Raw genomic sequence first — 15,432 nt, forward strand, 5'->3', positions numbered from 1 at the left:
GCCTGACATTCCTGAAGGGAATGGCACCGTGTCCGTGACGTGGACGCGCCACCGCCTCGCCGTCAAGACACCCTGAATTCAAAGCGGGCGCGCCACCGCTCCCACCCGAGCGGCCGGCGCCTGCCGGGCGTCGCCTTGGGCCCGCGCCAAGGATTTTTCATGAGCCTTTCGCCCGGCCACCGGGGGCCATCGCCCGCGCACTCGACCGCGCCCAAGCCGACCGCGCTCGATCAGGCCTTGCGGGCCATCCGCCCCGCCTTCATCGCCGTGATCGTCTTCAGCTTCTTCATCAACCTGCTGGGGCTCAACGCCTCGATCTACATGATGCAGGTCTACGACCGCGTCCTGTCGAGCCGCAGCATCGAGACGCTGGTGCTGCTCACCCTCATCACCGCCTTCCTCTATGTGGTGTGGTCGGCGCTGGAAGCGCTGCGCTCCCGGGTGCTGGAGCGGGCCGGCTTCGCCTTCGACGCCGAAGTCCACGTGCCGGTGTTCGACGCCATCCAGCGCACCGCGGTGCGTGACCGCAGCGCGGGCCAGACCCAGGCCCTGCGGGACCTCGACAGCGTCCGCGACTTCTTCGCCGGTCCCGCCCTCACCGCCCTGTGCGACCTGCCGTGGATGCCCATCTACGCCATCTGCGCCACGCTGCTGCATCCCTATTACGGCTTTCTGGCCCTGGGCAGCGCGCTGGTATCCGGCACCCTCGCCGTGCTCAACAACCGGGCCACCCAGGCCAGCCTCGCGGCATCGGGCCGCGCCGGCATCACCGCCAACACGCTGGCCGCCGCAACCCTGCGCAACGCCGAGGTGCTGCATGCCATGGGCATGGCCCCCGAGCTGCGCCGACGCTGGGGCGCGCTGCGCGAGCAGGCGCTGGGCTGGCAGGGCAAGGCCGGCGACCGCGGTTCCATCCTGTTGGCGCTCACCAAGTTCAACCGCGCGCTGGTGCAGAGCGTGGTGCTCGGCCTCGGCGCCTACCTCGCCATCCAGAAGGAGATTTCCCCCGGCATGATCATCGCCGGCTCGATCCTGGTGGGGCGCTGCATCCAGCCCATCGAACTTGCGGTGAGCAACTGGAAGTCGGTGGTGAACATGCGCGCCGCGCACGGGCGCATCCAGCAGCTCCTGGCCGGCGCGCCGGATCCGGGGCGGCGGCTGCGCCTGCCGGAGCCGCGCGGCGAGATCACGGTGGAGAACCTGTTCGTGCGCGCTCCCGGCCGCGAGGTGCCGGTGCTGCGCAACGTGTCGTTCCGCCTGCCGGCGGGCACCGGGCTCGGCATCGTCGGCCCCACCGCGGCCGGCAAGTCCAGCCTGGCGCGTGCCCTGGTGGGGGTCTGGCCGGCGGTCTCCGGCTGCGTGCGGCTCGACGGCTCGGAGCTGAGCCACTGGGACGAGGAGCAGCTGGGCCGCGCCATCGGCTATCTGCCGCAGGACGTGGAGCTGTTTTCCGGCACCATCGCCGAGAACATCGCCCGCTTCGGCGAGGCCAACGACGGCGAGGTGGTTGCCGCCGCCCGTCTCGCCGGCGTGCATGACCTGATCCAGCATTTGCCGCAGGGCTACAACACCCAGATCGGCGAAGGCGGCGTCGCCTTGTCGGGCGGGCAGCGCCAGCGCATCGGGCTGGCGCGGGCGGTGTTCGGCCTACCCGCCTTCATCGTGCTCGACGAGCCCAACTCCAGCCTCGACCCGCCCGGCGAGCTGGCCCTTTCCGAAGCGCTGCGGCAGCTCAAGGCCGCCGGGCGCACGGTGGTGGTCGTGACCCACCGCCCGGCGGCACTCGGCCAGTGCGACCTGATTCTGGCGATCTCGGACGGCGCGCTGCAGGCCTTCGGCCCGCGTGAGGACATGATGAAGCGCATGACGGGGGCCGGCCCCCAACCGGCGGCCCAGCCCGGCGCCCCGCCGACGGGGGTCACCATGGGCCATCCCACGCTGCAGCATGCGGCCCAGGGCGGACGCCCGCGCCCGCCGCTGGCGAGCGTTCCGTTGGGCGTGGCTCCGGCCGACGATCCGCCCCACATTCTCCCCGCACCGCGCCCCCCGGCGATGGAAGATGGCCATGCGGCTTCTTGACGGCTGGTTCAGCCCCCGCACCGCGCCGGCCGGGCCGGACACCGCCGTGGCCGCCGGCGCGCAACCATCCGCGCCGGTTCCCCAGCCCACCGCGGGCGCGCCGCCGCCGCCGTCGAGCGACTATCACGCCATGGCGCGCATCGGCTACGCCATCATCGCCTTCACCTTCCTTGGGGTCAGCGGCTGGGCGGCGCTGGCGCGGGTGGACAGCGCCGTCATCGCCCCCGGGGTGGTGGCGGTGGAAAGCAAGCGGCAGGTGGTGCAGCATCTGGAAGGCGGCATCGTCGCCGAAATCCTCGTCAGGGAAGGCGAGGAGGTGGTGAAGGACCAGGTGCTGTTCCGCCTCGACCCGACCCAGTCCAGGGCCAGCGACGACACCGCCCTGGCCCAGTTGCGCGCCGGCCTCGCGCTGGAGGCGCGGCTGGTGGCCGAGCGGGACGACCGGGAGGAGATCACCTTCCCCGGCGACCTCATCGCCCACGCCGGCCTGCCCGTGGTGCGCGACGCCATGGCCGACCAGCTCACCCAGTTCCGCGACCGGCGCGCCGCCTTCAAGAGCCAGACCGGCATCCTGGAAAGCCGCGCCGAGCAGTCCGGCCACGAGATCGAGGGCCTCAGCCAGGAGCGGCTGTCCGCCGAGCAGCAGCTGGTGTTCATCGACGACGAGCTCGATTCCCTGCGCCAGCTGGAGCAGAAGCGGCTGGTGAACAAGTCCCGCGTCTCGCAGATCGAGCGGGAGAAGGCGCGGCTCGAAGGCATGGTCGGACGCAACACCGCCGACACCGCCAAGGTGCGCGGCGCCATCGGCGAACTCACCATGCAGGTCTCCCAGTTGCGCCAGCAGCGGGCCGAGGACATCGGCAAGCAATTGCTGGACGTGCGCCAGAAGATCGCCGAGTTGAGCGAGAAGGTGCGGGTGACGCGCAACGTGCTCGGGCGCATCGACATCCGCGCCCCCCGCGGCGGCACGGTGCAGAACCTCAATGCCCGCGTCTACACCGTCGGCGCGGTGGTGCGGCCGGGCGACACCCTGCTGGAGATCGTGCCCCTGGACGAGCCGCTGGTGGTGGATGCCCAGGTGCCGGTGCAGGACATCGACCGCCTGAAGAAGGGCGATGCGGTGGAGGTGCGTTTCCCCGCCTTCCACGATCGCACCACCCCCATGGTCATGGGCAAGCTGAAGTCGGTCTCCCGCGACCGGCTGGTGGACGAGACCACCCACCAGCCCTATTTCCTGGCCCGGGTGGCGGTGGCCGAAACCGACATCCCTCCGCAGCTCAAGCAGCGCCTGGTGCCGGGCATGAATGCGGAAGTCGCGTTCTATGTGGGCGAACGCTCGGTCCTGAGCTATCTGGTGCGGCCCCTTACCGATGCCTTCTCCCGCGCCTTCACGGAGCGCTGAACGGCGCCGGGGGGCACCACCCGAACCGGTTCGGAAAAGGAGACGGGGATGCTGAAGATCTGGGGCCGGCTGAACTCGGTCAACGTGGAAAAGGTGGTGTGGTGCGCGCGGGAGCTGTCCATCCCGTTCGAGCGCATGGACGCGGGCGGCGTTTTCGGCCTCGTGGACACGCCCGCCTTCCGCGCCCTCAACCCCTTTGGCCGCGTGCCGGTGATCGAGGACGACGGCTTCGTGCTGTGGGAATCCAACACCATCGTGCGCTATCTCTGCGCGCGCCACGGCATGGGAACGCTGATGCCGGAAGACCTGCGCCTGCGCGCCGATGCCGAGCGCTGGATGGATTTCCAGCTGAGCGCGGTGGCGCCCGTGCTCTCGCCGGTGTTCCGCGGCCTCGTGCGCACCCGGCCGGAGGCCCGCGACATGACCGTCATCACCCGCGCCTTCGGCGAGCTGAAGGAGGCGCTGGCGGTGGCCGACGGCGCCCTGGCGACGCGCACCTACCTGGTGGACGAGCGCTTCACCATGGCCGACATTCCGCTCGCCAGCGCCTGCCACCGCTGGTTCCACCTGCCGCTGGATGGCACCGGGCTGGAGCGCCCCGATTTCCCGCACCTCTTCGCCTGGTACGAGCGGCTGAAGGTCCGCCCGATCGCAGCCGAGCTCATGGTGCTGCCCTTGACCTGAGCCGGATGCACTTGCTGAGCCGGATGCACTTGCGGAGCCGGATGCACTTGCGGCTTCGTCGCGTGATGCCGTCGAAGCGCGACGGCCCGCGAGCCCGCTCCCCAAGCTCGCTCCCCAAGCTGCTCCCTAAGACTGCTCCCTAAGTTCACTCCCGATGTCCCCTGCCCCGAGGTCGCCCTGCCGGGTCGCGACCTGATCCCTCTCCCATGACGGGGGCTGGAGGAGGAGGGGCGATGGTCAGCCGGGGAAGAGATGGGACCAGCCGGCCCCACCAGCAGAAACCCTCTCTTCCGCCGCCGCGCGGGAACCGAAGCCGGAAACATCCGGCTTCGGAACAGGAGAGGGCGCGGCTTCAGAGGGTCACGACGGGCCCTCCGCTCACTCCACGGTCTGCGCCTCGGCCACCGCCACCGCCGTCATGTTGACGATGCCGCGGGCGGTGATGGACGGACCGAGGATGTGCGCGGGCTTGGCCGTGCCCATCAGGATCGGCCCCACCGGCAGCGCATCGCCCAGCACCTTCAGCATGTTGAAGGCGATGTCGGCGGCGTCGAGGTCGGGCATCACCAGCACATTGGCCATGCCCTGCAGGCTCGAATGCGGGAAGCTGTGGCGGCGGATGTCTTCCACCAGGGCCGCATCCGCCTGCATCTCGCCATCCACCTGAAGGTCGGGCTCGCGGTCGCGCACGATGGACAGCGCCGCCCGCACCCGCTTGGCGGACAGCGTCTCGTGGCTGCCGAAGTTGGAGTGCGACAGCAGCGCCACCCGCGGCTGAAGGCCGAAGCGGCGGACGTGGGCGGCGGCCAGCACCGTCATTTCGGCGAGGTCGGCGGCGGTGGGCTCGGTCTGGATCTGCGTGTCGCAGATGAAGAAGTTGCCCTTGGGGGTGATGAGCAGCGACAGGGCCGCCAGTTCCTTCACCCCCGGCGCGAGGCCGATGATGTCGCGCACCTGGCGCAGGTGGCGGGTGAAGCGGCCCTCGATGCCGCACAGCATGGCATCCGCCTCGCCGCGACGCACCATGAGGGCAGCGATCACGGTGGGATGGGTGCGCACGAGGGTGCGGGCGGCATCCGGGGTCACGCCGCGGCGGCCGGCCACCTCCACGTAGTCCCGCACATAGTCGCGGTAGCGCGGATCGTCTTCCGGGTTGATGAGGTCGAAATCCTGTCCCGGCCGGATCGAGAGGCCGAAGCGCTTGAGCCGCGCCTCGAGCACGCTGGGGCGGGCCACCAGCGTGGCGCGGGCGATGCCCTCCTCCACCACCGCCTGGACGGCGCGCAGCACCCGCTCGTCCTCACCCTCGGCATAGACCACCCGCTTCATGCTGCGCTTCGCCTGAGCGAACAGCGGCCGCATGATGAAGCCGGAGCGGAACACGAAATGGTCCAGCCGCTCGATATAGGCGTCCATGTCGGCAATGGGCCGGGTGGCGATGCCGGTGTCCATGGCCGCCTGAGCCACCGCCGGCGCGATGCGCAGGATGAGGCGCGGGTCGAATGGCGAGGGAATGAGCGAATCGGCGCCGAAGGCGCGGGTCTCTCCGCCATAGGCGCGGGCCACCACGTCGGACGGGGTCTCGCGGGCGAGCGCCGCGATGGCCTCCACCGCGGCCATCTTCATCTCGGCGTTGATGTCGGTCGCCCCCACGTCCAGCGCCCCGCGGAAGATGTAGGGGAAGCACAGGACGTTGTTGACCTGGTTGGGGAAGTCCGACCGGCCGGTGCAGATCATGGCGTCGGGGCGCGCCTCGCGGGCGAGTTCCGGCATGATCTCGGGCGTGGGGTTGGCCAGGGCGAGGATGAGCGGATGGTCCGCCATCTTCTTCACCATGTCCTGCGTCAGCACGCCGCCGGCGGAGAGGCCGAGGAAGATGTGCGCGCCCTCGATCACCTCGTCCAGGGTCCGTTTGTCGGTCTTCTGGGCGAACTTCTCCTTGTAGGGATCCATGAGGGTGTTGCGGCCGTCATAGACCACGCCCTCGATGTCGCAGACCCAGATGTTCTCTTTCTTCGCGCCCAGCGTGAGAAGCAGGTTGAGCGAGGCCAGCGCCGCCGCGCCGGCGCCCGAAGCGACGATCTTCAGCTCCTCGATCTTGCGCTTGCCCACCTCCATGGCGTTGCGCACCGCGGCGCCGACGATGATGGCGGTGCCGTGCTGGTCGTCGTGGAAGACCGGGATCTTCATGCGCGCGCGCAGCTGGGCTTCCACCTCGAAGCACTCGGGGGCCTTGATGTCTTCCAGGTTGATGCCGCCGAAGGTGGGTTCCAGCGCGCTGATGACGTCGACCATGCGCTCGACGGTCTTGGCGTCGATTTCGATGTCGAACACGTCGATGCCGGAGAACTTCTTGAACAGGACAGCCTTGCCCTCCATCACCGGCTTGCCGGCGAGCGGGCCGATGTCGCCGAGGCCGAGCACCGCGGTCCCGTTGGAGACGACGGCGACGAGATTCGCGCGGATGGTCAGTTCCGCCGCCAGGAGAGGATCGGCGGCGATGGCTTCGCAGGCGGCGGCGACGCCGGGGGAATAGGCGAGCGCGAGATCGCGCTGGTTGCCGAGCGGCTTGGTGGCCTGGATCTCCAGTTTCCCGGGCTTCGGCAGGCGATGATAGACGAGCGCCCCGGAACGCAGATCCTCGGAAATATTGGACGCCATATCCACTCCCCCTCCTCGAGCCCGCCGGCTCGGCAAAACGGGCTGCAACCTAGCCGCCACGCTCTCCCATGTCACGGGCCGGAACAAAAATTGAGGTATGTTGCACGTGCGTGACACGACTCGGCCGGACGGCGGAGGAAAGGACGGAACATGAGCAGAAAATTCGGCCTTCGGATCGCCGGCGCGATCGGCCTTGTGGCCGTGCTCTGCGTCGCCGGCTGGTACGGCTTCCTCGCATGGTCGCGCACCAAGGTCCGCGCGGAGGTGGACGCCGTGTTCGCCGGCATCAGGGACACCGGGGCGAAGGCCTCTTTCACCGACGCCACCTTTGATCCCAAGGAGATGGGGATCACCGTCACCGGCATTTCCATCCTCTCCCCCGACGGGGCGGCACGGGTGAAGGTGGACCGCCTCTCCGCCCGCGGCGGCGAGCGGCCCAACGACCGGCGCGTGGCGGTGGACGCCCTCGACCTCGACGGCGTGGAGATCGCCCTGACCGGCGAAGCCGCCGCCGGCGGCACCATCACCTACACCCTGCCGCAGGTCATGATCGACCGCTACAACGGCCCCATGACGCTGGTGGCCGCCGGCGAGGGCAATGGCCCCTTCGGCGCGCTCCGGGTGGCGCTGCGCCAGCTTGCGGCGACCACCGCCGCCAAGGTGACCATTCCCGAGGCCCGCGGCCGCATCACGCCGGCCGGCGCCGCACCCTCCGAGTTTACCTACCGCAACCTTGCCGCGGAAGGCGTGAATGCGGGGCTCATCCGCAGCATGGTGGTGGACACCATCACCTTCTCCTTCCCGCTGCCACCCCTGCCCCAAGCCCAGATCGGCGACAGCGCGAAGGATGCCCAGCCGGGCGCCGGTGCCGCGCCGGACAAGACCGCGCCCAGCCGGGCCACGGCGCAGATCGACGGCTATGTGGCGGCGCAGATCGATACCGCCCCGCTCCTGCTCATGACCCAGCCCGGCGGGCCTTCCGGCAAGGCGGCGGAGACCTACGGCCGCATCGTCGGCAAGGTGGTGACCGGCCCCTACAAGATGACGCAGGAGAACGGCCCGACCCAAGGCGCCCAGTCCATTCTGCTGGAGAACATGGCCATCCGGCCCGCATCCTTCGACGCCCAGCGCATCGCCACCTTCGAAGCCCTGGGTCGCAAGGCGCCCGACCTGTCACCGGAGGAGAGCCGGCGCTTCATCGAGGTGACGCGCGATCTCGCCGGCGGGCTCGCCTTCACCACTTACGCCATCACCAACGCCACCAGCGAGCAGCAGGGCGCGAAGGGCAAGGTCGCCATGGTGCGGCTGGAGGGGCTCGCCAACGGCGTGCTCGACGGCGCCACCCTCGAAGGCGTGGAGGGCGTCACCCCCGGCGGCGGCGCGGCGAAGATGGCCCGGTTCGCCGTGCGCCAGCTCGATTTCAACCAGCTGACCCGGCTCGCCGCCGAGGCGGATGCGCCCTCGCCCTTGTCGGCGCTGGTGCTGTTTAAGGTCTTCTCCGGCGTGGAGATGAAGGGCCTCGAAGTGCCCTATGGCGAGGGGCAGCAAAGCAACGAGCCGGTGAAGATCGGTACCTTCGCCCTGTCGTGGGGCGGTTCGCTGGGGGCCCTGCCCTCCTACCTGGACTTCACCCTCGCCGACGTGTCCGGGCCCATCAACGCCGACGACGGCGAGCCCTTCACCTATCTGCTCCGGGCCGGCATCACCCGGGCCACCATCTCCATGGGACTGAAGGCGGCCTACGACATCAACGACCGCACCCTCACCATCGCCCCGGTGACCACCGAGGTGAAGGACGCCTTCCGCGTCAACCTGGAGAGCACGCTGGCGGACGTGCCCGATGCCGCCTTCACCGACGCCGCCGGCTTCATCTCGGCCCTGCCCGCGGTGGCGGCGGGGCCGGTGAAGGTGACGCTGACGGATCTCGGCCTCGCCAAGCTCATCTTCGCCCAGATGGCCGCAGCCGCCGGCGTGAGCGAGGACGAGTATCGCAACGAGGTGGTGGCGCTGGCGGAAGGCTTCGCCGCCGAACTCAAGGCTGTCTCGCCGGACGCGGAGTCGGTGGGCGAGGCGGTGGTGGCCTTCCTGCGCAAGCCCGGTACGCTGACGGTGACGGCGACCCCGAAGGGCCGCGTGCCGCTGCTGGCGCTCGCGGGCTCGGACGACCCCTCGGTGGTGCTGGAGGCGTTCCGCTTCTCGGCAACCGCGACGGCGCCCTGAGGCCGCCGGCTGCGAAGCCTTCTCCCACCTGAGGCCGGATGTCTCCGGCCTCAGGTGCTGGGAACAGAACACGGCGCGGCCCCTCCCCGGCCCTCCCCCGCAAGCGGGAGAGGGAGGCGCCCATCACCTGCGGCGCGGGATGGACGGGCGGCTCATTTCCCGCCCGGCGGCGTATTGAGCAGCACCACCAGCTTCATGATCTGCTGCTGGATGGCGGCATTCACTTCCGCCGGCTTCTGCTCCTCCACCCGCACCATCTTGAGGCCGAGCGGGCTCTGGTAGAAGGCCACGAGGTCTTTCAGTTCCGCAGGCGTGAACGCCTTCGCATAATAGGCCGCGAAGGTGGCCATGAGGTCCTCGCGGATGCCGGCGGACGCCTTCAGAAGATCGGCGCGGGCCTGCGCCTGAGCGTCGGCCGGCTGCTTCTCCACCGCCTGGGCGATCATGCGGTCGATCCGGCTTTCCATGCCGGGCGCGACCGCAAGGTTCACCGCCTGGCGCGCCAGCGCGGCGGCCCCATCATCCGCCACGGCCGCGACCGGAGACATAAGGGCCGCGACTACAAGCCAAGACACCACGAGCCGAGACACCAACGGCTGAGACAACACGCACCGCATCGGCGTTCCTCCCCGGGAACGGCCGATGCGTCGCGTGCGCCCGGTCCTGCATCCCCGCGGGCGACGCTATACCTATTTCGCCTGTGGTGCAGGGCGGATGTGAAGCTCGCGCAACTGCTTGGGGGCGGCTTCCGCAGGGGCGCCCATGAGCAGGTCGATGGCCTGCTGGTTCATGGGGAAGAGCGAGATTTCGCGCAGGTTGGTGACCCCGCACAGCAGCATCACGATGCGATCCACGCCCGCCGCCATGCCGCCATGGGGCGGCGCGCCATACTGGAACGCGCGGTACATGCCGCCGAAGCGCTCCTCCACCGTCTGCGCGTCATAGCCGGCGATCTCGAACGCCTTCACCATGGCCTCGGGGCGATGGTTGCGGATGCCGCCGGAGGCAATCTCGTAGCCGTTGCAGGCGATGTCGTACTGGAACGCCTTGATGGCCAGCGGGTCCTGCGTGTTCAGCGCGTCCAGGCCGCCCTGGGGCATGGAGAAGGGATTGTGGGAGAAGTCGATCTTCTTCTCCTCCTCCGAATATTCGTAGAAGGGGAAATCGACGATCCAGGCCAGCTCGAAGCGGTCCTTGTCGATGAGGTTCAGCTCCTCGCCCACGCGGGTGCGGGCCAGGCCGGCGAACTTCACGAACTTGTCCGGATCGCCGGCGACGAAGAAGGCGGCATCGCCGGCCTTGAGGCCGAGCTGGACGCGGATGGCCTCGGTGCGCTCGGGACCGATGTTGTTGGCGAGCGGGCCGGCGCCTTCACCGCCTTCGCGCCACATGATGTAGCCGAGGCCCGGCTGGCCCTCGCCCTGCGCCCAGCTATTCATGCGGTCGCAGAAGGCGCGCGAGCCGCCGCCGGGGGCGGGAATGGCCCACACCTCGTTCTTCTCCACCTCCAGCATGCGGGCGAACACCTTGAAGCCCGAGCCGCGGAAGTGGTCCGACACATTCTGCATCACCAGCGGGTTGCGCAGGTCCGGCTTGTCGGTGCCGTACTTGCGCAGCGACTCCGCATAGGGGATGCGCGGCCACTTCTGGGTCACCGGCTTGCCCTCGGCGAACTGCTCGAACACGCCGGTGATCACCGGCTCCACCGCCGCGAAGATGTCCTCCTGCTCGACGAAGCTCATCTCCAGGTCGAGCTGGTAGAACTCGCCGGGCAGGCGGTCGGCGCGGGGGTCCTCGTCGCGGAAGCAGGGGGCGATCTGGAAGTAGCGGTCGAAGCCGCTCATCATGATCAGCTGCTTGTACTGCTGCGGCGCCTGGGGCAGCGCATAGAACTTGCCCGGATGCAGGCGGCTCGGCACCAGGAAGTCGCGCGCGCCCTCCGGCGAGGAGGCGGTGAGGATGGGGGTCTGGAACTCGAAGAAGCCCTGCCCCTTCATGCGCGCGCGCATGGCATCGATGATGGCGCCCCGCGTCATGATGTTGCGGTGGAGCTTTTCCCGGCGCAGGTCGAGGAAGCGGTAGCGCAGGCGCGTTTCCTCGGGATACTCCACATCGCCGAACACGGGCAACGGCAGCTCGGCCGAAGGACCCAGCACTTCCAGCTCGGCGGCGTAGACCTCCACGGCGCCGGTGGCGAGGTCGGCGTTCTGCGTGCCCTCGGGGCGCAGGCGCACCTTGCCGTCGATGCGGATCACCCATTCGGCGCGCACCTTCTCGGCGTCCTTGAAGGCGGCGCTGTCGGGGTCCACCACCACCTGGGTCAGGCCATAATGGTCGCGCAGGTCGATGAAGAGCACGCCGCCGTGGTCGCGGATGCGGTGGCACCAGCCGGAGAGGCGCACGATATCACCCACCTGGGCGGTCGAAAGCGCGCCGCACGTATGGGAGCGGTAACGGTGCATGGGTCGCCCTTTCAAGGCTGAACAGAGAGGCGCGGGGACCCGTGGGTCCGGTGTCCACACGTCCCGCGCGCAGCCGGATGGGCGCGCGCCGGACGCCTGAGGCCCCCTCCGTCCCGGGCGCGGCGTCTCCGCGCGCCACGGCACGAAAGTCCGCGTCTGAGGCGGGGCGAAGGTGCATGCGCCCCGCCCCTTGTCAAGCATCCTGTCCGTTTCGGCAGGTTTCGGGCCATGTTGAAAAACGCTGCGATCGTGCGTTAATGCTGCGGTGCAGCACGTGGCGAGCGGGGGCAAAGCCAGCATGAACACGCCACGGGGAGGGGAACCAACGCCGGACAAGGCGGGGCGGCTGAGCCGGCGCAAACCGGTGCCGCCGGCAATCATCGCCACGCTGCTGATCCTGTGCATCGTCGCCGCGACCGCCTCATTCGTCCGGACGGCGCGGCGGGACGGCATCGACGACCGCCGCCGCGAGCTGGCCAACCTTGCCCTGACCCTGGCGGAGCAGACCGCGCGGGTGTTCCAGGGCCTGGAGTTCGTCCAGGACGACCTGATCGGCCATATGAGCGAACAGGCGGTCGAAAGCCGTGCCCAGCTCCACGCGATCATGGGCACGCACGCCGTCCACCTCCTGCTGCGGGCGCGAATGTCCGCGTTGCCGCAGGTGGACTGGTTCTCCATCGTCGACGACGCCGGGCGGCTTGTGAACGCCTCCCGGACCTGGCCGATCCCGGACGTCAACATTTCCGATCGCGACGCCTTCCGCGTGCTCTCCGCCCCGCATGGGCCGGACGTGTTCATCGGGGAGCCGGCGGCCAGCCCCAGGACCGGCCGCATCGCCATCCCCCTCTCCACCCGTTTCACCACCCGCGACGGCCGCTTCCTTGGCCTGGTGCAGGGCGCGCTGGAGCAGTCCTACCTGGAGCGCTTCTACGGTGCCATCCAGCTCGGCCACAGCGGCATGATCGCTTTGGTGCGCACCGACGGGGCGCTGCTCGCGCGGCATCCCGGGAGCGCCGGCCTCTCCGACCGCGACCCGACGCTGCGGGCGCGCACCATCAGCGCCGTCTTTGCCGCAGCCTCGGACGGTCTCCTGCCCGCCGACACCCTCGACGAGCAGCGGCGCATCGCCGCCCTCCAGCCGCTGCCACGCCTTCCGCTGGCCATCGTGGTGAGCGACAGCCGGTCCACCATCGAAGGCGTGCTGTGGCAGCGCGCCATGCCGCTCATCCTCGCCTCGGGGCTGTTGTGCTGCGCTATCGCCCTCATCACCTACGGCGTCGCACGCCTGATCAAGGGAGAGCGCGCCTTTGCCGCAGCCGAGCACGCCATGGCACGCGTGGACCCGCTGACCGGCCTTGCCAACCGGCTCGCCTTCACCGAACGCCTCGAAGCCCTGCTCACGACGCCCGATGCCCCGCCGGCCTTCTCGCTGCCGGCCTTCTCCCCGCCGGCCTTCGCCCTGCACTGCGTTGATCTCGACGACTTCAAGGCCGTGAACGACACCCTCGGCCACGACGCCGGCGACCTGCTGCTGGCCGAGTTCGCCCGGCGCATCAGCAGCCACCTGGCTCCGGGAGACACCGCCGCCCGGCTCGGCGGGGACGAGTTCGGCATCCTGCGCCTCGGCACCACGAGCGAGCAGGAGGCCCTGACATTCGCCCAGGGCGTCATCGATATCCTTCGCGCGCCGCTCGTCATCGGCCATCACCGGGTCACGGGGGGATGCAGCATCGGCCTGGCCCTGTCCCCGGCGAACGGGACCAGGGCGGCCCAGCTGCTGCACAATGCCGACCTCGCGCTCTATCGCGCCAAGGGCGACGGGCGCGGCGTCGCGCGGGCCTTCGCCGAGGAGATGGAAGCGAGCGCCCGCGCCCGCCGCACGCTGGAGGCAGACCTGCACGCCGCGTGGCGGGAGCGCCGCTTCACCCTCGCCTATCAGCCGATCTACGAGGCCGCCAGCGGCCGTCTCGCCGGGTTCGAGGCGCTCGCGCGCTGGCCGCATCCCGAACGCGGACTGGTGCCGCCGGCGGCCTTCATCCCCGTGGCGGAGGAGACCGGCCTCATCCTGCCGCTGGGCGCCTGGGTGCTGAGGGAAGCCTGCCACGCAGCGGCGGAATGGCCGCAGCACCTGTTCGTGTCGGTGAACCTCTCGCCGCTCCAGTTCCGCGGCGCCCAGACCCACCAGCAGGTGCGCGCCGCCCTGGAGCAGTCGGGCCTGGCGTCGCAGCGCCTCGAACTGGAGATCACCGAATCAACCCTGCTCAAGGAGGGCCCCACGGTGCGGGGCACGCTGGAGCAGCTCGCCGCCGAGGGAATCACCGTCGCCCTCGACGATTTCGGCACCGGTTACTCCTCCCTCGCCTACCTGCGGACCCTCAACATCGGCCGCATCAAGGTGGACCGCTCCTTCGTGGACGAGGTGGAACGATGCCCCCAGAGCCTGGCCATCGTGCGGGCCATCGTCGGCCTCGCGCGCACCCTGTCCCTGCGCTGCACGGCCGAGGGCATAGAAACCGAGGCCCAGCGGCGGATCCTGACAGAAGAAGGCTGCACCCATCTCCAGGGGTTTTTCCTGGGCCGCCCGACCACGGCGGAGGCGGCCCTCGCCCTGGCCCGATCCACCGCCGCCTGACAAAATCGCGCCACATTCCCTTTTCCGGACGGCCCGGCATAGGTATGGTCTGCGGATGGACCCGATCTCCTCGACCGAGGCGCTGGCAGCGGCCTGCGAACGCCTCGCCCGCCACCCTTTCGTCACCGTCGATACGGAATTCCTAAGGGAAACTACGTTCTGGCCGAAGCTCTGCGTGGTGCAGGTCGCCTCGCCGGAAGAAGCCGTGCTCATCGACGCGCTCGCCGACGGGCTCGATCTCGCCCCCTTCTACCGACTCATGGCCAATGAGCGGATCATGAAGGTGTTCCACGCCGGCCGGCAGGACATCGAGATCATCTGGCACCAGGCCCGACTCATTCCGCACCCGGTGTTTGACACCCAGGTGGCCGCGATGGTGCTGGGTTACGGCGACAGCATCTCCTATGACCAGCTGGTGCAGCGCGTGACGGGCCACGCCCTCGACAAATCGTCGCGCTTCACCGACTGGTCGCGCCGGCCGCTGAGCCAGGCGCAGATCGTCTATGCCGTGGCCGATGTCACCCATCTGCGCGACATCTACATCAAGCTGACCACCGACCTGGAGGCGCGCGGCCGGGCCGAGTGGGTTGGGGAGGAAATGCACGTCCTCACCTCCCCCGCCACCTACGAGCAGCACCCGGACAGCGCCTGGGAACGGCTGAAGTCCCGCGTGCGCAAGCCGCGCGAGCTGGCCGTGCTGGTGGAGGTGGCCGCCTGGCGCGAGCGCGAGGCGCAGACCCGCGACCTGCCCCGCGGCCGCGTGATCAAGGACGAGGTGATCGGCGAGATCGCGGTGCAGCAGCCGCAGACGCCCGAGAAGCTGGCCGAGCTGCGCTCCCTGCCCAAGGGCTTCGAGCGCTCGCGCTACGGCGAGGCGGTGCTGGAGGCGGTGCGGCGCGGCGTCGCCCGCGATCCCAAGGGCCTGCCCCGCATCGAACGCGACAAGCCGCTGCCCAACGGCGCCAGCGCCACGGTGGAACTGCTGAAGGTGCTGCTGCGCATGACGGCGGAGCAAAATGCCGTGGCCGCCAAGGTGATCGCCACCACCGAGGACCTGGAGCGCATCGCGGTGAGCGACGAAGCGGACGTGCAGGCGCTGAAGGGCTGGCGCCGCGAACTGTTCGGCGAGCGCGCGCTGGCGCTCAAGGCCGGCCGGCTGGCGCTGGCGGTGGATCACGGCCGCGTCATCGCGGTGGAGAAATAGGGCCTGCCCCTCCCCTCACCCGGGGCCAGGGCCGTCTGGGTCTTAAAGAGTCCGCCGTCATCCCCCTCTCCCGCTTGCGGGGGAGGGT

General features: G+C 69.8%; 9 protein-coding genes. 6 read left to right on the plus strand and 3 right to left on the minus strand.

Annotated elements, in window-relative coordinates; genetic code table 11:
- Window positions 1-159: 159 nt before the first annotated feature.
- Genes V5F48_RS04545 through V5F48_RS04555 form a run of 3 tightly spaced genes read left to right on the plus strand, consistent with a single transcriptional unit; the run spans window position 160 to window position 4,165 of the window.
- The gene (locus tag V5F48_RS04545) at window positions 160-2,079 is read left to right on the plus strand and encodes a type I secretion system permease/ATPase (protein WP_394040505.1); all 1,920 of its coding nucleotides are present in this window, start codon (window positions 160-162) and stop codon (window positions 2,077-2,079) included.
- Window positions 2,066-3,481, plus strand: coding sequence for an HlyD family type I secretion periplasmic adaptor subunit (locus V5F48_RS04550; protein ID WP_394040507.1), 1,416 nt, complete (start codon window positions 2,066-2,068; stop codon window positions 3,479-3,481). The genes V5F48_RS04545 and V5F48_RS04550 overlap by 14 nt, the downstream gene beginning before the upstream one ends.
- Before the next feature lie 48 nt (window positions 3,482-3,529).
- Window positions 3,530-4,165, plus strand: coding sequence for a glutathione S-transferase family protein (locus tag V5F48_RS04555; RefSeq protein ID WP_394040509.1), 636 nt, complete (start codon window positions 3,530-3,532; stop codon window positions 4,163-4,165).
- 378 nt (window positions 4,166-4,543) lie between these two features.
- On the opposite strand, the gene V5F48_RS04560 is transcribed toward V5F48_RS04555, so the two are convergent.
- A complete protein-coding gene (locus V5F48_RS04560; protein WP_394040511.1) occupies window positions 4,544-6,826 on the minus strand; it encodes an NADP-dependent malic enzyme in 2,283 nt (760 codons plus the stop codon).
- Window positions 6,827-6,976: 150 nt separating this feature from the next.
- Between V5F48_RS04560 and V5F48_RS04565 the strand changes: the two genes are divergently transcribed.
- The gene (locus V5F48_RS04565) at window positions 6,977-9,046 is read left to right on the plus strand and encodes a hypothetical protein (protein WP_394040513.1); all 2,070 of its coding nucleotides are present in this window, start codon (window positions 6,977-6,979) and stop codon (window positions 9,044-9,046) included.
- 152 nt (window positions 9,047-9,198) lie between these two features.
- Here V5F48_RS04565 and V5F48_RS04570 read toward each other — a convergent pair whose 3' ends face one another.
- Together V5F48_RS04570 and aspS are read right to left on the minus strand one after the other, a co-directional pair.
- Complete coding sequence (locus tag V5F48_RS04570) at window positions 9,199-9,594, minus strand: DUF2059 domain-containing protein (protein WP_394040515.1); 396 nt, start codon at window positions 9,592-9,594, stop codon at window positions 9,199-9,201.
- Window positions 9,595-9,735: 141 nt separating this feature from the next.
- Window positions 9,736-11,508: an aspartate--tRNA ligase gene (gene aspS, locus V5F48_RS04575; RefSeq protein WP_394040517.1), complete on the minus strand. Its 1,773-nt coding sequence runs from the start codon at window positions 11,506-11,508 to the stop codon at window positions 9,736-9,738.
- A gap of 298 nt (window positions 11,509-11,806) precedes the next feature.
- On the opposite strand from aspS, the gene V5F48_RS04580 reads away from it, so the two are divergent.
- The gene (locus V5F48_RS04580; RefSeq protein WP_394040519.1) at window positions 11,807-14,140 is read left to right on the plus strand and encodes a putative bifunctional diguanylate cyclase/phosphodiesterase; all 2,334 of its coding nucleotides are present in this window, start codon (window positions 11,807-11,809) and stop codon (window positions 14,138-14,140) included.
- Between the two features lie 55 nt (window positions 14,141-14,195).
- Complete coding sequence (gene rnd / locus V5F48_RS04585) at window positions 14,196-15,344, plus strand: ribonuclease D (protein ID WP_394040521.1); 1,149 nt, start codon at window positions 14,196-14,198, stop codon at window positions 15,342-15,344.
- Window positions 15,345-15,432 lie beyond the last annotated feature (88 nt).

This window comes from Xanthobacter autotrophicus ATCC 700552, from assembly GCF_043194565.1.
Lineage (GTDB): Bacteria > Pseudomonadota > Alphaproteobacteria > Rhizobiales > Xanthobacteraceae > Xanthobacter > Xanthobacter autotrophicus_F.